Source organism: Paenibacillus sp. FSL R5-0744 (assembly GCF_037972555.1).
Lineage (GTDB): Bacteria > Bacillota > Bacilli > Paenibacillales > Paenibacillaceae > Paenibacillus_AQ.
In genome coordinates this window covers 5,951,617-5,974,199 of record NZ_CP150228.1, presented here as the reverse complement: position 1 = coordinate 5,974,199, position 22,583 = coordinate 5,951,617, and the positions used below count along the sequence as shown (strand labels likewise).

Annotated in this window: 22 protein-coding genes and 1 pseudogene; 17 read left to right on the top strand and 6 right to left on the bottom strand. The window is 45.4% G+C overall.

Annotated features, from left to right (window positions below; translation table 11 throughout):
• Positions 1 to 12: 12 nt before the first annotated feature.
• The 4 genes from MKY19_RS26400 (at position 13) to MKY19_RS26385 (ending at position 3,359) form a co-directional block, all read left to right on the top strand.
• Positions 13 to 1,683 (top strand): response regulator, encoded by a 1,671-nt coding sequence (locus tag MKY19_RS26400; RefSeq protein WP_339798630.1) that lies wholly within the window; start codon positions 13 to 15, stop codon positions 1,681 to 1,683.
• A 99-nt stretch (positions 1,684 to 1,782) separates the two neighbouring features.
• On the top strand, positions 1,783 to 2,121 hold the full coding sequence (locus MKY19_RS26395; protein ID WP_042131044.1) for an STAS domain-containing protein: 339 nt from the start codon (positions 1,783 to 1,785) through the stop codon (positions 2,119 to 2,121).
• Between the two features lie 18 nt (positions 2,122 to 2,139).
• Entirely contained in the window at positions 2,140 to 2,592 is a 453-nt protein-coding gene (gene rsbW / locus MKY19_RS26390; RefSeq protein ID WP_042191848.1) for an anti-sigma B factor RsbW, read from the top strand.
• On the top strand, positions 2,589 to 3,359 hold the full coding sequence (locus tag MKY19_RS26385) for a sigma-70 family RNA polymerase sigma factor (protein ID WP_042131042.1): 771 nt from the start codon (positions 2,589 to 2,591) through the stop codon (positions 3,357 to 3,359). The genes rsbW and MKY19_RS26385 overlap by 4 nt, the downstream gene beginning before the upstream one ends.
• Positions 3,360 to 3,567: 208 nt before the next feature.
• Here the strand turns inward: MKY19_RS26385 and MKY19_RS26380 are convergent, their stop codons facing one another.
• The 3 genes from MKY19_RS26380 to MKY19_RS26370 all read right to left on the bottom strand — a co-directional run bounded on the left by MKY19_RS26380 (position 3,568) and on the right by MKY19_RS26370 (position 6,426).
• Positions 3,568 to 3,900 carry a DUF5665 domain-containing protein gene (locus MKY19_RS26380; protein ID WP_042191847.1) on the bottom strand — a complete coding sequence of 111 codons (333 nt, stop codon included), beginning with the start codon at positions 3,898 to 3,900 and terminating at the stop codon, positions 3,568 to 3,570.
• 149 nt (positions 3,901 to 4,049) lie between these two features.
• Positions 4,050 to 4,559, bottom strand: coding sequence for a YtxH domain-containing protein (locus MKY19_RS26375; protein ID WP_076300659.1), 510 nt, complete (start codon positions 4,557 to 4,559; stop codon positions 4,050 to 4,052).
• 106 nt (positions 4,560 to 4,665) lie between these two features.
• A complete protein-coding gene (locus MKY19_RS26370) occupies positions 4,666 to 6,426 on the bottom strand; it encodes a glycoside hydrolase family 13 protein (protein ID WP_339798626.1) in 1,761 nt (586 codons plus the stop codon).
• Between the two features lie 453 nt (positions 6,427 to 6,879).
• Here MKY19_RS26370 and MKY19_RS26365 point away from each other — a divergent pair, with 453 nt between their 5' ends.
• From MKY19_RS26365 to MKY19_RS26350, 4 genes are all read left to right on the top strand, one after another.
• Positions 6,880 to 8,214: a maltose ABC transporter substrate-binding protein gene (locus tag MKY19_RS26365; protein ID WP_339798623.1), complete on the top strand. Its 1,335-nt coding sequence runs from the start codon at positions 6,880 to 6,882 to the stop codon at positions 8,212 to 8,214.
• A 19-nt stretch (positions 8,215 to 8,233) separates the two neighbouring features.
• A complete protein-coding gene (locus MKY19_RS26360; protein WP_042191843.1) occupies positions 8,234 to 9,541 on the top strand; it encodes a sugar ABC transporter permease in 1,308 nt (435 codons plus the stop codon).
• Complete coding sequence (locus tag MKY19_RS26355) at positions 9,538 to 10,374, top strand: sugar ABC transporter permease (RefSeq protein WP_042131038.1); 837 nt, start codon at positions 9,538 to 9,540, stop codon at positions 10,372 to 10,374. The genes MKY19_RS26360 and MKY19_RS26355 overlap by 4 nt, the downstream gene beginning before the upstream one ends.
• Positions 10,375 to 10,737: 363 nt before the next feature.
• On the top strand, positions 10,738 to 11,742 hold the full coding sequence (locus MKY19_RS26350; RefSeq protein ID WP_339798617.1) for an asparaginase: 1,005 nt from the start codon (positions 10,738 to 10,740) through the stop codon (positions 11,740 to 11,742).
• A gap of 77 nt (positions 11,743 to 11,819) precedes the next feature.
• Here MKY19_RS26350 and MKY19_RS26345 read toward each other — a convergent pair whose 3' ends face one another.
• On the bottom strand, positions 11,820 to 12,044 hold the full coding sequence (locus MKY19_RS26345) for a DUF1128 domain-containing protein (protein WP_042191840.1): 225 nt from the start codon (positions 12,042 to 12,044) through the stop codon (positions 11,820 to 11,822).
• 144 nt (positions 12,045 to 12,188) lie between these two features.
• Between MKY19_RS26345 and yyaC the strand changes: the two genes are divergently transcribed.
• From yyaC to MKY19_RS26315, 6 genes are all read left to right on the top strand, one after another.
• On the top strand, positions 12,189 to 12,716 hold the full coding sequence (gene yyaC, locus MKY19_RS26340) for a spore protease YyaC (RefSeq protein WP_256716395.1): 528 nt from the start codon (positions 12,189 to 12,191) through the stop codon (positions 12,714 to 12,716).
• A gap of 90 nt (positions 12,717 to 12,806) precedes the next feature.
• Positions 12,807 to 13,613, top strand: a complete 807-nt coding sequence (locus tag MKY19_RS26335; protein WP_042191837.1) for an alpha/beta hydrolase — start codon at positions 12,807 to 12,809, stop codon at positions 13,611 to 13,613.
• A gap of 302 nt (positions 13,614 to 13,915) precedes the next feature.
• Entirely contained in the window at positions 13,916 to 14,587 is a 672-nt protein-coding gene (locus tag MKY19_RS26330; protein WP_339798614.1) for a DUF6483 family protein, read from the top strand.
• The gene (locus MKY19_RS26325; protein WP_339798612.1) at positions 14,587 to 15,393 is read left to right on the top strand and encodes a PhzF family phenazine biosynthesis protein; all 807 of its coding nucleotides are present in this window, start codon (positions 14,587 to 14,589) and stop codon (positions 15,391 to 15,393) included. Before MKY19_RS26330 ends, MKY19_RS26325 begins: the two co-directional genes overlap by 1 nt.
• Before the next feature lie 85 nt (positions 15,394 to 15,478).
• Positions 15,479 to 16,669, top strand: coding sequence for an SAM-dependent methyltransferase (locus MKY19_RS26320; RefSeq protein ID WP_339243498.1), 1,191 nt, complete (start codon positions 15,479 to 15,481; stop codon positions 16,667 to 16,669).
• A 243-nt stretch (positions 16,670 to 16,912) separates the two neighbouring features.
• A complete protein-coding gene (locus MKY19_RS26315; protein WP_339798609.1) occupies positions 16,913 to 19,105 on the top strand; it encodes an O-antigen ligase family protein in 2,193 nt (730 codons plus the stop codon).
• On the opposite strand, the gene MKY19_RS26310 is transcribed toward MKY19_RS26315, so the two are convergent.
• Together MKY19_RS26310 and MKY19_RS26305 are read right to left on the bottom strand one after the other, a co-directional pair.
• A complete protein-coding gene (locus MKY19_RS26310) occupies positions 19,094 to 19,747 on the bottom strand; it encodes an SdpI family protein (protein WP_076285470.1) in 654 nt (217 codons plus the stop codon). The genes MKY19_RS26315 and MKY19_RS26310 overlap by 12 nt on opposite strands.
• A gap of 2 nt (positions 19,748 to 19,749) precedes the next feature.
• Positions 19,750 to 20,085 (bottom strand): autorepressor SdpR family transcription factor, encoded by a 336-nt coding sequence (locus tag MKY19_RS26305; RefSeq protein ID WP_076285584.1) that lies wholly within the window; start codon positions 20,083 to 20,085, stop codon positions 19,750 to 19,752.
• Positions 20,086 to 20,302: 217 nt separating this feature from the next.
• Here MKY19_RS26305 and MKY19_RS26300 point away from each other — a divergent pair.
• From MKY19_RS26300 to MKY19_RS26290, 3 genes and pseudogenes are all read left to right on the top strand, one after another.
• Positions 20,303 to 21,047, top strand: a pseudogene (locus MKY19_RS26300) (SDR family oxidoreductase).
• A 357-nt stretch (positions 21,048 to 21,404) separates the two neighbouring features.
• Positions 21,405 to 22,019 (top strand): DedA family protein, encoded by a 615-nt coding sequence (locus MKY19_RS26295; RefSeq protein WP_042191826.1) that lies wholly within the window; start codon positions 21,405 to 21,407, stop codon positions 22,017 to 22,019.
• Entirely contained in the window at positions 22,016 to 22,582 is a 567-nt protein-coding gene (locus tag MKY19_RS26290) for a thioredoxin family protein (protein WP_339798607.1), read from the top strand. The genes MKY19_RS26295 and MKY19_RS26290 overlap by 4 nt, the downstream gene beginning before the upstream one ends.
• Position 22,583: the final 1 nt, after the last annotated feature.

Sequence of the window (22,583 nt, the reverse complement as noted above, 5' to 3'; positions counted from 1 at the left end):
GAGGGTGGTCCTATGGGGTTTCAAGAACCAATTCATATACTACTAGTCGACGACCGTCCTGAAAACTTGCTGGCGCTGGAGGCGGTACTTGAGAGCCAGCATTACGAGCTAGTCAAAGCCACCTCCGGTGAAGAGGCACTGCGGTGTTTGTTAAGGTATGATTTTGCTGTCATCGTACTGGACGTACAGATGCCAGGTATGGATGGGATCGAAACCGCAAAATTGATCAAAGCCAGAGAAAAAACAAAGGATATCCCCATTATTTTTATCTCTGCGAACAGCAAGGAAGCGGAGCACTTATTCGCTGGTTATTCGGCAGGGGCTATTGATTATATGGTCAAGCCGTTCATTCCACAGATTTTGAACTCTAAGATACAAGGCTTTGTCGAAATGTACATCACGAGTAAGAAACATCAGACTCAAACCATGCTGCTGCAGCAAAAGACGAAAGAACTGGAAATTATTAATAGTGAGCTTATTAAGGCAAAAGAAGAGGCGGAGATTGCCTCTAAAGCAAAGTCGGAATTTCTTGCTATGATGAGTCATGAGATTCGTACACCTATGAACGGCGTAGTTGGCATGATCGATCTATTAATGGAGACGGATCTTACTTCTGAGCAAAAGGAATATTCGGAGATCATTCGGAAAAGTGCCGACACGTTGATTACGGTAATTAACGACATTCTTGATTTTACTAAAATGGAATCCGGAAAAATGGAAGTTGAAGAGCACTTATTTGAACTTCGAAATTGTATTCAAGAGGTGTTCAGCCTCTTCTCGATAGAAGCGGGAAAGAAGAACCTGGAGCTCGCTTATTTTATTGATCAGAAATTGCCTCGGCTTTTATATGGGGATATGGCTCGTTTACGCCAAGTTCTAATTAATCTGATCGCTAACGCAGTTAAATTCACAAATCAAGGTGGGGTCTATCTAGTCGCCTCGATCAAGAGTGTTGCGGATCATAAGATGGAAGTTGAATTCACAATTATGGATACGGGGATTGGTATTTCTCCGGAGAAATGTGACCGATTATTTGAGCCCTTTTCGCAGCTTGATTCTTCCATGACACGGAAATATGGGGGAACAGGTCTGGGACTAGCTATATGTAAATCTCTTGTCGGAATGATGGGCGGAGAAATTCGGGTAGAATCGATGGAGCAAAAAGGAGCTACTTTTATCTTTACGATTCAGGCATCCATGCCAGGAGAAGATTTGATAGGTGGATATCAAGAAGAGGAATCCACGCATCCTGTTCCCAATCAAGAGGGGAGAAGTAGAATCCTTGTTGTGGATGACCATCCGATTAATCAGCGTCTAATGGTCAGCATGCTGGATAAGCTGGGCTATGCGGCCGATATGGCTGAAGATGGTCAACAGGCTGTGGATATGGCGATTAAACATCCTTATGATTTTATCTTTATGGACCTTCAAATGCCAGTGATGGATGGCTTAGAGGCGACCGCTCAAATTCGTCGAGAGGGTGGTCCTGCTGCCGAGAAGACCATTATCATTGCAATGACGGCGAACGTCATGGAAGGGATTCAGAATCGCTGTAAGGCCTCTGGAATGGATGATTACATCAGCAAACCGCTGAAGATGAGTAGTATAAAACAAATTATTTCTCGATATTCTAGCAACGACAATGTATTAGTAGAACCTGATATATCTATTTTCCAAGCGTAATCTAGTATTTACCAATCTGTTTTTTTAACGTTATCTGATTCAAAGGTATATCATTAAGGTTATTAATATAGAAAATATTTGTTCAGGAGAGATCGTCTAATGAATACGCATAAAAGTAACAAGTTCCATGCTAAGACAGAAACCAAAGGGAATGTATGCACAGTTTTCCTGAGTGGTGAACTTGATTTATCAGTTGCTTCCGATTTCCGCCTGGTTATGGAGCCACTTGTGGGAGATACCAAACTAGATCTAGTTATTAATCTAAAAGAATTAAAATACATCGATAGCACAGGGATTGGTATTCTACTTTCGATCCTGAAATCAAGACAAGGAATGGACGTTAAGTTTATGGTTGAGGATGTTCCTCCACAAATTCAGAAGCTGTTTGACATGACTGGTATTTCCAAGTTTTTTGCCTCCCAAGAGAATTCCCACTAGGAAAGGATAGAACAAAGAATGAGTGATGATGTGCAAAAAGTAATTCTTCAGTTGCCTGCTAGCGCAGAGTATGTGGATATTGTTAGGTTGAATTTATACGGCATTGCCTCGAAAATGGGTTTCACCTATGAGGATATAGAAGACATGAAAGTGGCAGTGTCAGAGGCGTGTAACAATTCAGTATTATATGCTTATGGCCAAAAAGACGGAGTAGTAGATGTTATTTTTGAGGTAGAGGAAAGCTCCTTATCCATTACAGTCAAAGACGAAGGGGAGAGCTTTGACGGCTTGGACAAGTCTAATGAACGTATGACACTGCACGATAAGGAGTTAAGTGACGTTCAGGTTGGCGGGTTAGGGTTCTACTTAATGCAAGCGTTGATGGATGACGTTAGTGTCGTAAGTGAAGCCGGAAAAGGGACGGTGGTAACTTTGAAGAAGCACCTTAATTTTAGCGAGGAGAAAGTATGAGTGACAAAGTGACTCCCCCCGAGTCCATGAATGAAGCAGTCACCCAAATTTGGGAGTATCAGCAGACCAAGGATAACGATCAGGCGACGTTGCTGATACAGAAATATGAGCCTATGGTGAAAATGGCTGCTGGGAAAATTTCCCGTAATCGCCCCGACTTGTATGAGGATTTATATCAGGTCGGGCAAATGGCGCTCATCCGGTTACTGCAGCAATATGATATCAGTCTCGGAATCCCTTTTGAGCCCTATGCGATGAAAAGCATGATTGGACATATGAAGAATTATTTGCGTGATAAATCTTGGTACATACAGGTTCCTAGACGGATTAAAGAAAAAGGAGCGCTTGTTCAACACGCGATTGATGAACTTACAGTGAAGCTTGAGCGTTCTCCTGCGGTCGATGAGATCGCTCATTATCTTGATCTGTCTGTTGAAGAAACTGTAGAAGTACTGGCAGGCAGAGAATGTTACCATTACGTATCTCTAGATTCACCGCTTTCTCAAGAGGAGACTGGAGCTACGCTAGGGGAGCTTATCAGCTCTGATGCGAACGATTACGAGACTGTAGAGAAACGAATGGATCTGCAGCAAGCACTAGGACAATTGAAGGAGCAAGAGCAGCAAGTGTTGCTGCTAGCCTTCCAAGATGGTCAATCCCAGCGGGCAATTGCTCAGAAGCTGGGGGTTTCACAGATGAGTGTTTCACGGATACAGAAGCGGGCCACTGAGAAGTTAAAGCAGATTATGGCCAACTCATCCTATTGAGCTCCTTTATGTGTAATATACATTACCTGGATTTGAATTTTACTGTTCGACGATAAGGACATGCCTCTCTCTGTGCCTGGAGAATAGCATGTCCTTTATTTGTGTTCCATAACGCCCTTACCCCGCTTGTCCGGCTAACCCTGAAGGATTAGACAGACAAGCGGGGTAAGGGGGAGCGGTGATAGATGGGCGATAGATAGCCCAGTTGTTAGCTGTTCGCATCGATGTATTTTTTGATCTCGCCAAGGTACTCACCGATCACGGGAACATCAAGAAATAGGCTAAGAATGTAGCCCAGAACACCAAGGACTACGAACGTTCCGAGAGATAGGCCGAGACCTCGGGATATACCGGCCATCAAGTTTGTGATAATTCTTTTTTTTGGATCTGAGTAGTTATCAAGGATGTCCTTAAATTCTGATTTTTCTAGTGAATCAGCAATCTTGTCCAGACGATTGTTTAAGCGTTTGACCTCATGACGTAATTCGAAAGGATGTTCATCAATTTCATATGCTTTTGTTTGGCTATTTGATTCTCCCATGGAGCACCCCTGCTTTCTGTAGCCCGATCGGGCATTCATTAAGGATCTATTCAATCAGATGAAACTTTATATAGGGTATAACTAAACAACAGCCAGCTGCGGACAGCTGGCTGTTGTCGGATGAAATGATAGCTGTATTATGCCGCAGATTAGTAACTGGATTTATAGGAGGATTTAACATCCTCTTTCGCATCTTTAGCCTCATCGGCGACTTCTTTAGAGGATGCTTTGGCTTCGTCAGCCACTTCTTTAGAAGCGTCTTTAACATCAGAGGCTACATTATTTGAGGCTTCACTTATAGTGTCACCAATTTTGCTGCCTGCGTCTTGAAGGGTAGCGGCAATTTGCTGCTTGCTGTCACTGACAGTAGTGTAGATATCAGAGGCTTTGACTGAAACCGTACTAGCCAGATCGGTTGCTTTTTCACCTACCGTTGTGGCAATGGCTTTGGTCTTGTCAGTTACGACACCAGCAACTTCTTTGGTTTTGTCAGTAGCAAGCGTAAGTTTATCGGACAGATCACTGCGCATTTCACGACCAGGCTTTGGTGCAAATAACAGGGCTGCTGCAGCACCTATTAAGCTACCAATAAAGATGCCTTTGAAAAAGTTGCTTCCGTTTTCTACTTCATGCTCTACTTTATGTTCTACGTTACTCATCACCAATCACTCCTTATAAGTTATCTTACTTCGTATTTAAACTTTGGCGTATAGGCTGAAACAATTGATGAGCAAGGCGTAGATGGCGAGGGGCTCTTGTTATGGACTATTTATTAACAGCTTGGAATACCGCATAGCCGAATTCGGGCAGATTCAGATGTAGTAATGATGTGCATTTTTCTGTTCGCTTCTGCGTCTCTAGGTTTACCCATATAGCGTCCATCCCGGGTACAGGAATGGTGGCGTCGACTAACACCTCTTCATTGTTGAGCACGATTAAGAAGCGGTTATGTTCGTCCCACCGTTCATATACAAGCAGACTTGGGTGGTCCGGGATATCCAGCGATTTAAAGCCGCTACTACGGAACGCAGTATGCGACTTACGAAGACCGATCATCCAGCGATAGTATTCGAACAGTTCCCTGTTCTGTTTCTGGATGTCCCACTCCATACATTTACGATTATCTGGGTCATATTCACCTTCCATACCGATTTCATCGCCATAGTAAATACATGGTGCTCCCTGAAAGGTCATTTGGAACAAAATGGCCAGTTTTAATCTCCGGATGTCACCACCGCAAAGGGTCAGGAAACGAGTTGTGTCATGGCTGTCTAATAGATTAAAAGTGGCCTCTGTAATTTGCTGCGGGTAATTTGCTAGCATAGTAGCAATCGATAGAGAGAATTGTGAAGCATTAATTTGTCCTTGAGCGAAGAAATTAATCTGAATATTGGTTAGTGGGTAATTCATAACGGCGTCAAACTGATCGCCAAGTAGCCACGGCAAGGAATCATGCATAATTTCGCCTACAAGATAGGCTTCTGGATTAATGCTTTTGATCGTATTACGGAATTGTCGCCAGAACGTATGAGAGACTTCATTCGCGACATCAAGCCGCCAACCGTCTACACCGATTTCCTCAATCCAATAACGACCAACGTTCAACAGATAATCTCTGACTTCAGGATTCTCAGTGTTGAATTTTGGCATGATAGGCTCGAATGCAAATGTCTCATAGGTGGGAATTCCGTCGATGACTTGTGGTGGCCACTCACGCACATGAAACCAATCGGCATAACGGGATGAGCGCCCGTTGGTGAGCAGATCAACAAATGGCGGAAAGGTATGGCCGCAATGATTAAAGACACCGTCTAGAATGACGCGGATCCCTTTGGAATGACAGGCGTCGACAAGTTCTTTTAGCAAAGCGTTGGTTCCCAAATGAGGATCCACCAAGAAATAATCCTTTATATCATATTTATGATTGGTGGTTGCCTCAAACAGAGGATTGAAATAGATGGCGGTAATGCCCAATTCACAGAGATAATCCAAATGATCTAGTACACCTTGCAAGTCTCCTCCGAAGAAATTCCGGGGACTCGGCGTACCGCCCCAATCTAGCACATCTGCCGGATCGTTAGTAGGATCGCCATTTGCGAAACGCTCCGGAAAAATTTGATAAAATACTGCATCCTTCACCCATGCTGGAGGGGAGTGTACATCTTCACGGTTCAAGAAAGGAAAGTCGAATAAGCCCTCATATATTATGACTGGAGGCTCTGAGAAGAAGCCTTTTTCCAAATAATAAAGGACCTCATCTTTGTTATAAAGTGCAAAATAGTAAGTGAGTCTGCGATAAACAGGACGGACCGCAGCCTGCCAATAATCGAATAAGCTGTCAGAAGCCATGTGCTGCATGGGAATAACCTCATGGGTTTTGTCCCAACCGTATTTATCTCCGCAAAAAAGATCAATCTTTGACACGTTATCCCGTTTAGTTCTTATGCGAATATGCAGTGTAGACTCATCGTAGGCATATGACCAATTCTGCCCCATGCGATGATAAACAGCTTCTTGTTGAATCATAATCAATTTCCATCCCTTCGCGGCATGTAAACGCAAAAAAGGGCCAACCTCATGATAATCAGAGGTTGAACCCTTGGCGGTTTCATTGCCTTTAAATTTTGTCTGAATCTTATCATACCCCTCAAGATTAAAGCAATAGATTATTTCACATGAATTCACAATATGGAATATTTAGTATGTAGTTAAAAAAAGGAGAAAATATAAGCAAAAACAAGAAAAGTGCTATTAAATCACCCCATTTGGATCTATACTCTGATTGCAATCCAAATTATGGGTATTATAGAATGAGGGCGAACGAACTTGATTTTTCTTAATACGCAAACAAATTAAAGGCGCTGTTACCTAAAAGGTACAACCTCGGCACTTTGTGCAAATGAGGTTGTACCTTTTTTGCATGCTCTTTTTCTATGCGTGTTAGGTCTGATCACTTATGAATAAAGGGGAGATGAGCAAATGAAGAAGAGTAAACGATCTAAAATGCAAGCGGTATCATTTAGTTTGACCCTGAGTCTGCTGTTGGCATTGACGGTTACGGCTTGCGGTTCAGGCAATGGGAACTCTACGGCTCAGCCGAATTCAAGCCCGAATTCCACAGTGAACGAGCCGGGGGGAACTACAAATGAGACGAATCCCGCCGAAGAGGAGCTGAAACCGGAAGCTGGGGCCGAATTAACGGTCTGGGAAGCCAAGGAGCAGGTTGAGTACATGAAGCAGTTAGCCGCTGATTTCGAAAAAGAATACGGCGTTCCTGTCAAGGTTGAGGAAATGGCGGGCGGCGATCAGGGAACAAGGTTGGCGACAGATGGCCCGTCCAAACTAGCCGCTGATGTGTTGACTCTCCCGCATGATCAGATCGGTCAGGCTGTCAAAGCGGGATTGCTTTTGCCAAATGATGTGTTTGAGGAAGAAACGAAATCAACTATGGTGGAGACAGCTATTCAGGCATCGACTTATGACGGTATCCTGTACGGTTATCCTAAATCGGTGGAGACCTATGCGCTGTTCTACAACAAGGATCTGATATCCGAAGCTCCAAAAACTTGGGATGATGTGATCGCTTTTGCCAATACGTACAATAAGCCGAAAGAGAACAAATTTGCGATCATGTGGGAATTCGTCGGGTATTACAGCTATCCATTCATTGGCAGCTTCGGCGGATACATTTATGGTGACAACAATACGAATGTCAAGGATATCGGCTTGAATAATGAAGGCACCGTCAAAGGATTTACTTTTCTCCAGAGCTTAAAAGGAATTCTGCCATTGAATGCAGGAGATATCACCTATGACGTTAAAACCCAATTGTTTCAGGAAGGCAAGCTGGCAATGAACATCGACGGGCCATGGTCCATAGCGATGTTCAAGGATCATATCAACCTTGGAGTGGCGCCTCTTCCTAAGGGACCTGATGGTCAAGACAGCATTTCTTTCTCCGGAGTTAAATCGTATTATGTCAATTCCTATACGGTATATCCGGTCGCAGCTCGCCTGTTCGCACATTTTGCAAGCAACAAGGAGAATCAGCTCAAGAACTTTGAAATGACGGGTGCGATTCCTGCGAACATTGAAGCCGGAGAAGCGCCGGTAATCAAAGATGATCCGATTATAAGTGGATTCTTCGAGCAATTCCAACACTCCGTGCCGATGCCTTCCCTATCGGAAATCAAATCCGTCTGGGAACCGCTAAAGGCAGCATTTGTATCCCTGTGGAACGATCCGGGTCTTGATGTTAAGCAGACGCTCGATAAGACTGTATCAACGATTCAGGCCGATCTGGATTCGAAGTAAAGGACAGGTGATTTGAGCTATGCACAAAAAAACAGGTGCAGCGCTACTCTCGGCTATTATTCCGGGACTGGGCCAGTTCTTCAATCGACAGTGGCTGAAAGGATTAGTATTCCTGCTGGTGGGGTCTGCTGGAATCTATTTTATTGCTCATGATCTAATGGGGTATTTGCGGGGGTTGATCACACTTGGTGAATTTCCAAGCCGTATGGTCAAGGTAGGTAAATTAACCCGGATGGTGGAGGGCGATCACTCCATTTTTATGATGATCAATGGTCTGATGTCATTGCTGGCGCTGCTGTTTTATACAGCTTTTCATTTACTGAATATCAGGGATGCCTTTCTAGTTGGAGCTGCGCGGGACCGGAATGAGCCCATTCATTCATTTGGTGAATCGCTCAGACATATGGGGCGTAGAAACTTCGCCTATCTTGTACTAGCGATTCCTTTTGTGGCAGTGGTTTTTCTGACGATATTGCCGCTTGTTTTTTCGGTGCTACTGGCGTTTACGAACTATGCCGACCCGATTTTACCGCCTGCGCATCTAGTAGAATGGGTGGGGTTCGGTAATTTTAATAAAATGCTAAGTTTGGATGTATGGAGTTCAACCTTCGGCGGAGTGCTGACTTGGACACTGATCTGGGCGATTATTGCTACTGCGACGACTTACATTGGAGGTGTGCTCATCGCTGTACTTATTCACCAGCCCCGTGTTCGGTGGAAAAAGCTTTGGCGTACACTGCTGATCGTTCCCTTTGCTATTCCTAATATGATTTCTCTGCTCGTCATGCGTAATATGTTCAATAATCAGTTCGGACCGATCAATAGTTATGTAAGAGCTTTGGGATTGGAGGGGGTGGCCTGGCTGACTAATCCTTTCTGGGCAAAGGTCACCGTAATTCTGGCTAATATGTGGATCGGAATTCCGGTTACCATGATTCTGGCCTTTGGGGTACTGACAACGATTCCAAGGGATATGTACGAAGCTGCTGAAGTGGACGGAGCTGGGGCATTCTACAAATTCCGCATGGTTACACTGCCTATGGTGCTGTTCGCGACCGCTCCAATCCTGATCATGCAGTTCGCCGGTAACATTAATAGCTTTAACGTCATTTACCTGATGACCAACGGAGAACCGGTTAATCCGGATTACCAGTATGCGGGCCATACCGATCTGCTGGTGACTTGGCTCTACAAACTGGCGCTTAACCAATCGCAATACAGCTTTGCTTCCGTAATCGGGATTGTCATCTTCCTGCTGGTCGCGACCTTCTCCATCTGGAGCTACCGCCGAACGCGATCCTACAAAGAGGAGGATATGATTGCATGAAGCCAAAACTGACAGAAGCGTTTAAAACGATTGGAAGCCACTTGCTACTGATTGTGCTCAGTTTTATTAGTCTTTTTCCAGCGTTTTGGATTATTATGTCTTCATTCAAGACGGGAAACAGTTTGTTCAGCGACTCGTTGATTCCTAAAAATTTCACGTTCATTCATTACAAGGAACTGTTTGAGCAAACTAAATATTTGATTTGGTTCATGAATACACTAAAGGTTGCAGCGCTGTCTACGCTACTTGGCACTTTTCTGCTGCTGTTGACTTCGTATGCCATCTCTCGCTATCGGTTCACGGGCAGAAAAACGACACTGACTGCGCTTCTAGTTCTGCAAATGTTTCCGGGATTCATGGCTATGATTGCAGTTTACGTGCTGCTGAACACGCTTGGGCTACTGAATTCCCATTGGGCACTTGTGCTTGTATACAGCAGTGGCGCCATTATCACCAATGTGTTTGTGGCTAAAGGTTTTTTTGATACTATTCCTAAAAGTCTGGAAGATGCTGCGCGGATGGATGGGGCGAGTCATATGAAAGTTTTTCTATCTATAATGATCCCGCTGTCCAAACCGATGCTTACCTATGCCAGTCTTATGATATTTAATGGCTGCTTTGTGGATTTCATATTCGCGGACCTTGTATTGCGTACGGAAGAGACGAGAACGCTCGCTGTCGGGCTTTTCCGGATGGTGAATCAAAGCAATTCGACCGAATTCACATTGTTCGCCGCCGGAGCTGTGCTGGTTGCTCTCCCGGTCACGCTACTGTTCATTTTCCTTCAGCGTTTCCTGGTGGACGGTCTGACCGCGGGTGCAAGTAAGGGTTAATTCGATTTGCGCTCCCACTCTACAGCAGTACTGAATTCTATAAAAACCACTTCCTTTTCAGAAGAGCAAGAATCTGATGCGGGAGTGGTTTTTTAATTTAAAAGCTTCATTTATGTTCCTGTCATTCAGGATTTATTGCTGATGGAATTTTTTTGTGTGATTTCTAAAATCTTCTTGGTGTGGAGAGGATTGAAGAATGATGAAAATAGGAGTAGAATTCCTCATGGAACTAACACTTAAGGGAGTTTGTGATGTACAAAAAATCCCCGGAGCACGGGGTTATTTTCTAGCATTTATTAAATGTAGAATCCTAATAAATCCTTGTGAGTTATAGAGCAGTAAAGAGAAAAGAGGAGAGTTACCATGGAAACAGTATTAGTACGAGAATATCGGTCAGATTTGCTGGAATGTGTCCATAGCGGACATATTGCTATTGTAGGAGAACAGGGGAACGTAAAGGGCTATGCAGGTGATCCTGAGTTTGTATCCTTTACCCGTTCTGCGGCCAAGCCACTTCAGGCTATCCCAGGCATTCGTGGAGGAATCGTGGAGCATTATGGTTTTACACCCGCAGAGGTTGCCCTAATGACTGCTTCTCACCGAGGAGAGAGCTACCATGTTGCCGCGCTAGAGAGTATTTCCTCCAAGATTGGGATCGATGAGCAACAAATGATATGTGCCACTAGCTATCCACTGGATTATACGAGTAGAGAGAATGCCATTCGCGGCGCGGGCAAAAGAAAGTTCTATCATAACTGTGCGGGCAAGCACATGGGGATTTTATCGTATAGTAAGCTCAAAGGACTACCACTTGAAGAATACTCTCAGCCGGAGCAAACGGTTCAGCGTGAGATTATAGATACGATTGCTTATATGGCTGGTGTAGCACCAGACAGTATTGGTCTAGGTACGGATGGATGCGGTCTGCCGGTATTTGCCATGCCTTTGACAGCCTTGGCGACTGCGTATTTGAAATTAGCCAATCCTGATTTAATTGCTGACGAGGCAACTCGCAGAGCGGTCACCACAATCACTGCGGCCATGAATGCTCATCCGGAGATGGTTTCTGGGTCTGGACGCCTTGATTCAATCCTTTTGGAAGATGAAAATATTATTGCTAAGGGTGGATTTAAAGGCGTATATTGCTTCGGGTTGCGCCGCGAGCGACTGGGCATTGCCTTCAAGATTCTGGATGGATCAGAAGAAGAGTGGGGACTTATTGTACAGGGGATTTTAAATCAGATTGGATACAGTCAGAAAAATACTTTGGAAAAGCTGCGTAATGCATTTTCAGGTGTGATCTACAATGATGGTGGTACACGGGTAGGTCATGCAGATACAGAATTTCAGCTTCATTTCATGAAATAGGAACTTAAAAAGGAGCCCGTCGCTGCGCATCCATCTCGGATTCGCAGCGACGGGCTCCTTTTGTAAACGAAGAACAATTATTTCTGACGTAGACGGCCGAGTTCGGAGACGAGCGCTTCCACCTGAGAAATACTGAGTCTATCGCTGCCCATGGCTACCTCATAGACATCGAAGATATCTTCATATTTATCTACTGAAAAAGCGGAGGCTTGCATTGCAGCAGCACTTGCCATCTTCAGTTTGTTCTTGATGGCCTCGATCATATATTCAACATTTTCCTGACTAGGTTGTGTTAAATCCATAGGGTTATTAACATCCTTTCTGTACACTGATTCATGTATTTTACCATGATTGTGAGCTTGATCACCATTTTTTTGTCGGGCTCACAGAAATCATGTTAAATTAAAGGCATGAAATCAAAAATATCGTCGAAGGGAGGAAAGGTATTGGCAATTAGAGAACAGGGAAGCAGTAAACGAAGCAAAATGGACGATGTAGGATTGGTGTCCTTTTTTATGGAAATTGCAGCGCTACATTCAGCTAAGAAAGTTACCTTTCTGTGTATCGGAACGGATCGATCTACAGGTGATGCTCTCGGTCCACTAACAGGCAGCAAACTTCTGGAATATGGCTTTCCGCACGTAATCGGTACGTTGCCATCTCCTTGCGATGCAGATAATTTGGTGGCCAGAGTCGCTGAGATTCCATCTGAGCATATCATTATTGCTGTGGATGCTTGCCTAGGACCTCCAATAGCTCTTGGATATTACTTCGTTTCGAATGAGCCGCTTCAGCCAGCACAATCGGTGGGGGTATGCCTTCCCGCAGTGGGGCATTATAGCTTGGCGGCGATTGTAGATATCAACGGTCCCAAGCCCTATCGGACGCTGCAGACGACTCCACTACATAGAGTTATGGTTATGGCTGAACAAATTGCTGCCGCAGCAGCAAAAGGGTTTGGAATTGGGCGTTAAGAATAGGATGCCGGTTTCAAGGAGAGCTGTTTTGCTTAATAATAGATATTAGTTAATATATCTTAGTATTTTGGAAAGAGGGAAGCAGCCATGGAAAGAGTACGTTGTGACGGAAGCAATATTTGCTACAGTGATCAGGGGAAAGGCGAGGTTATTGTATTACTGCATGGCTTTTGCGGAAGTGCTGAATACTGGGAACAAATCATTCCCATCTTAAGCAGCGACTACCGAGTGATTGCTCCCGATTTACGTGGTCATGGAGCTTCAGAGGCTCCACTAGGCCCCTATACTATTGAACAAATGGCAGACGATGTTCTGGGCTTGTTAGATACACTAGAAATTTCTGAATGCACCATGCTGGGACATTCTCTTGGTGGGTATATTACACTTTCGTTCGCGCAGCGGTATGCCTCTCGATTGAAGGGCTTCGGATTAATCCATTCTACTGCATATCCGGATAGTGAAGAAGCTCGGGAGAATCGATTGAAAAGTGTCAGCAGGATTCAAAATGAAGGCATTACTCCTTTTGTGGACAGCTTCGTCCCAGGAATTTTTGCTAAAGCAACCGCTTCTGCATCACCGCAGCTGCTGGAGCGAGCTAAAGAAATTGGTTACAAAACGCCTCCACAAGGAGCAGCGGGAGCTGCGCTGGCGATGCGCGAGCGTCCGGATCGGCGTGATGTGATCACAGCTACCACGTTGCCGGTACTACTTGTTGCTGGCGAGCAGGATGAACTGATTCCTGCGGAGCGCACCTTTACTTCGGATAAACCAAATATAACGCAAGCTACGATTTCTGGAGCGGGCCACATGAGCCTCTTTGAAGCTCCTGAACGGTTAGCTGAGGTTATCAAGGAATTCACCCAAGCTACGGTTAGTATTAACAGCCATTCGTGATCGCTGAAATAATAATTCAAAAAGAGGCAGCTCCGCGTCAAAGTAACTGGCGTGGGCTGCCTCTTTTTTAGGAGACTATTGAAACTTACGGATTCCCAATCCGGCAAAGATAGCTATGGTTGTTACGCCGCCAATGTGGAACGGCATTTCATGCCAATAAGTAGAAGGATTCTAGTCATTATTTTTCCCGTAATTGCTTTAGTGGCATAGCGTAGTGCAATGGTTTAAGATAAATGAATAAAACACATATAATACCTAGATACAAAAGCTTCACAGTTACAGTATGGAAAAGGGGGAAGTTCATGTTCCGAAGAGACTATATTGTCCGAATGATCGAAGATATGACGGCGATGGTTGCCAAGGTTTTAACGCTGAAGCAAGAGCGAAAGACAACGGAAGCCTTATGGGAAATTGATGAGCTATTGAACCGACATTTTCCGCTGAACTCACGTCTTTTAAATTCACTAACAGTAGAAGATATTATAGATATGTTCCGGTTTAACGGTGTATTGGAGTCAGATAAGCTTCAAGGTGTAGCTAAGCTACTTAAGGAAGAGGGCAGCATTTATGCTGCAAAAGGCGATCATGACGCGGCACTATTCAGAAGTATGAGAGCACTGCATTTATATTTGTACGCAGATTTGCACGGCGCTGATCGAGAAATGCTGCAGATGACAGAGGATATTAATGAACTTCTGGAGGAAGTCAAAGCGTATCGTCTTCCAGCCAAGACGGAACGGCTGCTTCTAGATTATATGGAGTCAATCGGACATTATAGTAAAGCGGAGGACAGTCTGTATCGACTATGGGAGCAGGGGGAAGATGTCTCACTGGAAGGTGATGAATTGTACAGACGGCTGCTGCTTAAATCACCGGAAGAATTGGAACAAGGCTCGCTTCCTATCCATGAAGTGGAACAAGGATGGAAAGAGTGGCGCCAAATCACAGAAGTTCGGAGGGAGTCGGAAGCCTAATGAATACCCCTTTATTTATTATCGATGCCTTTGCAGGAAAAGCATATTCAGGAAACCCGGCAGCAGTATGCTTGCTGAAGCATCCAGTCGACGAGGCATTTATGCTTAAGACAGCAGCAGAAATGAACTTGTCAGAGACGGCATTTCTCTGGCCGGAGAATGATGGATATCGTCTGCGCTGGTTCACGCCCAAGGTTGAGGTTAATTTATGTGGCCATGCTACTCTAGCGAGTGCACATATATTATGGGAGGTGGGATTGCTGGATCCAGAGGTGGAAGCTAGATTTTATACACGCAGTGGGTTGCTTAGAGCTTCTCGTGCGGATGACCTCATCTCACTGTACTTCCCGCCTTATGAGCTTAAGTCTTCTCCTACAATTCCGGCTCTTATAGAAGCGCTTGGTATTACAGAAGAAAATGTGGTAGAAACTATGCTCTATGCTGACAATGTACTTGTACGGCTCGATCAGGAATCCCTAGTTCGCGAACTTAGCCCAGACTTCGGGGCTTTATCCCGGCTTGAAGAGCGAGCCTTTGCGGTTACTGCAGAAAGCTCCAGCGAAGGCATTGATTGTGTGTCACGGTTCTTTGCACCGAAGATGGGGGTAAATGAGGATCCGGTCACAGGCTCAGCGCATACTGCGCTAGCACCTTTCTGGGCTAGTCGACTTAACCGTACGCAGTTGACCGCTTATCAAGCTTCCGAACGAGGAGGCTTACTTCAACTTGAGGTAAGCAAAGATCAGATTAAGATGTCTGGCCGAGCAATAACTATTGTTAGTGGAGAGCTGCATGTGAAGCCCTGATAGGATAACTCTTGTAGAGCCGTGATATAATGGAACGATGATGGTTAGGAGACAATGATTCTCCATTTTTAATCCCGAAAGTGAGATGTGCGTTGTGGAATCTTTAAAAGCTCTTATTGAACAACTGATTAATGACCGTACCTTGATTATGGCTACCTTAAGCCAAGTACGTAACAAAGGGGAGACCTGTACGAAGGTACAGATTAAACCTGTCGAACTAAAAGGTAAGTTGCATTATCAGTTTGCGTCCTATATTGGTACAAAGGTTGAACATCGCAACGTACCGGCAGAATTAGCAGCGGAGGACATGACTCTTTTATTTAGAGAATCATATCGCCAAGGCTTGTTATGCACGGTGGAAGCGGATTATCAGGTGCTGATTAGCAAGAAATTCAAAGTATCCATCCTTACCAAGTCTCCAAGTAAAAAAGAAGAGCCGGATCTGGCACATAACCGCCGCAAGCGTTATGTGCTGGAGGATGGAGAACCTGTCCCATTTCTTGTGGAGCTTGGCATTATGAACAGAGAAGGAAAAGTGCTGGCCAAGCGATACGATAAGTTCCGGCAGATCAACCGTTTTTTGGAGATGGTTGAGGATGTGCTTGCCGATCTGCCAACGGGACGGCCATTAACGATTGTTGATTTTGGCTGTGGTAAATCGTATTTGACCTTTGCTCTTTATCACTATCTGACCGTCCGCAAGAAGCGGCAGCTTAATATTATTGGACTTGATTTAAAAGCGGATGTAATCGAGCATTGTAATGAGCTTGCTGCGAAAATCGGTTATGATCACCTGAAGTTCCTTGTGGGTGACATTGCCGAGTACGATGAGCTGGATCAGGTAGATATGGTTATAACGCTTCATGCTTGTGACACAGCTACAGATGCTGCACTCGAAAAAGCAGTACGTTGGGGCGCCTCCGTCATTTTGTCTGTGCCTTGCTGTCAGCATGAATTGTTCGCGCAGATTGAGAATGAAGTAATGAGTCCGATGCTTTCACATGGGATACTTAAGGAGCGTTTCTCTGCCTTGGCTACGGATGCTATCCGTGCCAAATTGCTCGATATGATGGGTTATAGCAGCCAGCTGCTGGAATTTATCGACCTGGAGAATACACCGAAGAATATTTTAATCCGCGCCGTTAAAAGCTCGGGTGGTGATAACTCCGTCAAATGGCGTGAATACACCGCATTCCGTGATTTTATAGGGGCGAAACCTTACCTTGAGCGCGTATGTGCTGACCTGCTTCCGAGTGAAAGTTCGGTGGAGGGATAGCACGAGCAATTCTCCGCATATGGCGGAATTCTCGAAAAATAGTTGTACATTATGCAATTACACTAGGATGCAGTAACGAATATCAGAGGTTAGTTGTACTTTTTGCAACTATATAGCTTTTTTGATGAGAATTGGGACGGTACAGCTCCTTCGTGGAGAGGTATCGTCCTTTTTGCATTCTAGTTTTGCGAAGGGGAAATGTGGAAAGGATAGATATAACTTAACGAATATAGGGGTATCTAAATGGGGAGCGTTAACAGAGAGCGGAGTCTGAATTCAATAATCGTATATTTTAGTGCAGCCTTAGTCATCGCAGCCGGAGTAGGAGCTTGTTTGCTGCGTGGATTTTTTTTTACAGAGGAGATGTACCTCTTTCTGACCCTATGGTTTGTGATGTGTTCTGTGGCTTTGCTTTATTTGTACATTGGAGTAGGCAAGTGGAGAAGTAGCGCAGGGGGAGCAGGTGGAGTACGTAGAGCTTTGAAAATAATGTTGACTGCACCTTTAATAGTTCTATCACTCTATCTGATTCATTGGCTAAGAGATCCTCTTTCGGCACAGGGAACAATGAACGAAATATTACGGTGGGGCTTGTATGCTAGCTTTGCATTTTTGGTTTGTTTTTGCGCGTTGAATCGGGTGGGGCGTCAGCTTATCATTGCTGCGTGGTCTATTTTGGGCATATTCTTAAGCATAAGTGCTTTGCTGGCAGTGTGCGGGGTGGTAGAGTTACCTTTCGCTATAGCTTACAGCAATTCATCGGAAGTTAGCATTACAGGTGCCAGATTAGCAGGGGTGATGGAATATCCTAATGCCTTTGGTGCTGTGATGGCTGTTTTTCTACTGGAGCGGCTGTTTGCTGTCGCTGCTTATTATGAAAGACCTCAGAAGAGTGTGGATGGATGCGATAGATTGGAGCGGCGAGAACCGCGAAGCACGGCCGCCGCGCTGCTGCGCTTGCTGCCGCTGTTTCCGTGCGCCGCCGCGCTGCTCCTCAGCGAGTCGCGCGGCGCGTGGCTGACGGCGGCTTGCGCCTGCGCCGCCGTTTTGCTCTGGAAGCGGCAGCTCATCGCGCCGCTTCTTGCCGCTGGCGCCGCGCCCGTGGTCGCCGCGGCGCTGCTCTACCGCCAACTGGCCCGTGCCGGGTTGGCGGTAGAGCCTTTGCCCGGCCTGCTGTTGCTGGCCGGGCTTTGGGCCGGCGCGTTGCTAGCCGGCCTATGGCTGTGCCGCCGCCAGCGCAGCGCGGCGGGCAGTGCCCGAGCCGCCATGCTGGCATTGGCGGCAGCAGGTTGGACGGCGGCGGGCACCGCCGTCCTCCTGCACGTGCGCGAGCGGATCACCGGACCGTCATTGACGGTATCCGCGCGTGGTCTGTTCTACCGCGACGCCTGGCGGCTGGCGGTAGAGGCACCTTGGCTGGGGCGCGGGGGCGAGACTTGGCGGAGTTCATACCTCGCCGCCCAATCTCGCCCTTATGTTGGCAGCCAAGTGCATAGCGGTTATCTCGACATCCTGTTGAACCTAGGATTTGTCGGCCTGGCAGCCATACTGCTTATGCTGCTAGCAGCAGGCTGGCTGCTGGCTAAGAGATCGCCGCGTCTGCTGCCGCCATTTTTGGTTATCGTTATGCATAGCGCAGTCGATTTTGACTGGAGCTACGGATTAATCTGGCTGCTGCTTTTTTGGCTGCCAGCACTTGCCCTGTCTGAATATGAGCAGAAACATCAATCTGCGAATACCCGAATTACGTCCATAAGTTTGCTCACCACTCATTTCGCATCCGCGAACCTCGGCGCCACTATCCCTGCATTCGCGAGCCTGTCACATCCATATCCCCGCCGACTATTTATCACTGTCGCCTGCTGCCTTTGTCTCATGCTATCTGTATTGTCCCTTCAGGCCGCACAAGGAGAGAGGTACTACCGGCAAGCAGTTCAGACGGTTGATCCCTCGGTGAAGGTAGATTTGCTAGAGCAATCACTAGCGTGGAATCCCCAGTCTCCCAAAACAGCTGTAGCATTATCCAGGCTACTTACGGGTGAACAAAGCGTGAGTATACTCCAGCAGAGTTTGCAATATTCTCCGGATAATGCAAGTTTAAACTGGGAAATGGCTAGACGATGGATGTACAGTGATGATCCGGGAGCTGCATTATATTGGATACGTCGAAGTATTCAGCTTGATAAATACAACTCTGTTAAGTGGGTCAAAGGGATTGAAGGCATGCTTATGATGGGCCGGAAAAAGTTAGCGGAAGGGAATCGAATGGAGGCCATAAGCTGTATTGCCTCAGGGAACGAGCTTCTGCGGGAGTATAGAGTGTTGGCAGAATACGAGGGAAGTAAAGGTGAGCAGCATAATGACCGGAAGTTCCAAATAACAGAACAAGCCGACGACCTGAGTCGACGGCTTAGTGTATTGGCTTCACGATTTTAACTGACGTGAAATGATCCAAGAGTATAGAACAGGAACGAGAATAACAAGTACAAGAGCTGTAATAATAAGGGTCTGAGACAAGACGCCGCTCAAAAAGGCTCCCCCAAAAATAAGCAACCCGCCGATCATCCACATTCTTCCGGAAAGACGATGTGTTTTTCGCCACACCTCTGGGCTAGAGAGCGTCCATGCTGTGCGGACACCGAACAAATAATTATCTTTTACCTGTGGCATGTAGTTGCCGAGCGCAATAAACATCACTCCTAGGGCTCCTATAGCAATTTTACCCACATTAATATCTTTACCCAGACCGTAAGCAACCGTGAGCACGAGCATGAGATTAAAAAGCACCCCAATGGCGAGTCTGCTCATAGCATAGGCATTTTCGAACTTCTTATAATTTTCCCGTTTAGGATCGATGCTACGTGTGAATTGCATGATCAGCGGAAGCACAATACCCAGGATTCCGAACATAAAAATAGCTATGTTTTTATCCCAATACCGGTTGACTTTACCCGAAATTCCCCACTGCGCGGGCAGCTCCTGTGGCAGCTTGCCATAATTGATTAAAGCATAAGCTAATGAAGCTAAACCTAATATCACAATCAGTGTATCTTGCCATCTCCATTTAAAATCCTTCATCTTCAATCAGCCTCCTTCTCAGAATCCATACCACGGCTTTGTTTTCCGTCCAGTGATTTGCTTTCCGTCTCCGTTTGCTTTCCCGTACCTGTAAGCTCGAGCAACCAGCCAAGAACCTCTTCGAGAACCGTCGTATTTAATGAATACATAATGAATTGACCTTTGCGTTCATCCTGTACGAGATCGGCATGCTTCAGTGCATTCAGATGGTGAGAAATGCTTGGTTTTGACATGTTGAAAAAATCAGCAATTTCACCTGCGGTTCGGTCCTTCTCCCTTAGTAACCGAATGATTTGGCGACGGGTAGGGTCAGCTAGTGCTTTGAAAGACTCATTCATATTCCACCCACCATTTCGATATTTAGGTAATTGTCTAAATATATAATAACCATTCTTATTCTTATCTGTCAATGCGTATTCTCCTCATTTTGATTGAGAAAGAAATTGTCACCGAATCTTTGGATTTACCGCCGTTTGCGGCTATGCCCTTGCTAATACTAACTGTGGGCAAGTATTCGATGAATGGTTCGAAACATAGAAGCGGAGGAGAGGATATATGATGCTGACGAATAAGGTTGCAGTTGTTACAGGTGCGGGTTCTGGGATTGGGGAAGCAATTGCTCTTCTTTTTGCCCAGCAGGGGGCTAAGGTTATTGCAGCGGACATCCATCTGGGGGGTGTTGAAGCGGTGGCCAAGAAGGCAGAACAAGGTCATGGCAACGGGGTGGTGTATCCTGTAAAAGCAGACGTTTCGAAGGAAGAGGACACTCAGCGAATGATTGATATTTGGTGGACTTCATATTCTCGTTAATAATGCGGGGATCATGGATAAAATGACCCCGGCTCATGAAATCACAGACGACTTATGGGAGAACGTAATTGCAGTGAACGTCACCGGACCCATGAGAGCCATTCGTAAGGTCTTACCGATTTTCATGGCACAAGAAGGTGGATGTATCATCAATGTAGCATCGATCGGCGGCTTAGAGGGATCACGTGCAGGAGTGGCCTATACTGCCTCCAAGCACGCTGTCATCGGTATCACTAAAAATGTAGGGTATCAGTACTCGAAGCTTGGAATTCGCTGTAATGCTATAGCACCAGGTGGGGTAAAGACGAATATTGATTTGTCTAATCCGAGTGCTTTTGGTAGTCAAAAGGCAGGAGATGGTATGGCGTCCATGCCGCGAACAGGGGAAAGCAGCGAGATCGCATCGATAGCTTTATTCCTGGCTTCAGAAGCTGCGAGCTTCGTGAATGGAACGGTAATAACGGCGGATGCCGGATGGACCGCTTATTAAATAGCTTTTACATTTTAGACAAACAGGTGTCCATTTCCATCTTCATTGCTGGAAGTGTACACCTTTTCTGGTTATACAGGTCGTTCTAACTCTTTTTAAGAGAGGGTCTATATAGGGTAATGGCCTCGCCGCTGTAAGTAGATGTGATAAGGTTGCTTGTGCTAGAATAGGCTAAGAGAAACTGGAAAATAGAGCAGAGCGGCAGAGCTTTTAAAAATATAAGAAAGTATAAGTTTAGCATCTATACTTTATGTTCTTATATTTCTCGCTTAAACGCTAAGCGTCTTTATATAGACGCCAAAGATGTTTATGCTAGATACATAGCCATATTCTGCGGAAAAGGGAGGAGGAGTACGGTTGCATGTTATTTCTGATCTGATCTCAACATTGTTTGAATGGATTCAGAGTCTTGGTTATTTTGGGATTATGATCGGACTTATGATTGAAGTTATTCCGAGTGAAATTGTACTGGCTTTCGGTGGCTTTTTAGTATGGAGTGGAGATATTAATTTTTTTGGCGCAGTATTATTCGGTACGATCGGCGGAGTCATTGCACAGATTTTTGTGTATTGGATTGGCCGTTATGGTGGCAGACCTGTTTTGGAGAAATACGGGAAATATATTTTCATTCAAAAGAAGCATATTGACCATTCGGAAGAGTGGTTCAATAAATACGGGACTGGCGTAATCTTTACAGCTCGTTTTATTCCGGTTGTTCGTCATGCCATTTCCGTTCCAGCTGGGATATCGAAAATGCCTTTAGGTAAGTTCACTTTGTTGACTACGCTTGCTGTTATACCATGGAGTGCTTTGTTTGTATATCTGGGGATGACCTTGGGGAATAAATGGGAAGATATTGACAAAGTAGCAGCTAAGTATACCAACGAAATTATACTTGTAGCGATCGCTCTGATCATCATTTACTTTGTGTTTAAATGGTACAAATCCAAGAAAAAGGGGACTACAAAATGAAGCGGAATGTAGCTCAAAAGTTTGGAAAAGGCCTAACACCGCGCCAATTCGTAGAAAGTATGACGAAGAATCAACAGGCTTTTGAATCCTGGTATGAGAAGTTTAATTGGGAAGATGAGAGCGATAAGGAATATTTCGAAAGTCTGAACCATCGCGACGATTTGCGGGTACTTATCCTAGCAGCGGATTGGTGTGGAGACGTAGTACGCAATGTTCCTGCTGTATTCCGTATTCTGGAGACGGCGGGAATGAAGACAGAGGTATTTATTTTGGAAGAGAATCCGGAGCTTATGGATGATTTCTTGACCATGGGTGGCAGATCTGTCCCAGTCGTGATTTTTGCAGACACTGGAGGATATGTGCTCGGACATTGGGGTCCTAGACCAGAGCATGTGCAGCGTATAATGAGAGAGTTCAAACGTGAGAATCCTGACCGTGAGGCCGCTGATTACGACAGCAAAATCGCAGAAGCACGTAAGGCTATGGGGCAAGCCTATGGGGAAGGAACGGAATATCAGGCAGTTATCGCAAAAGAACTGCGTAGTCTGATTTCCGGATTCTAAA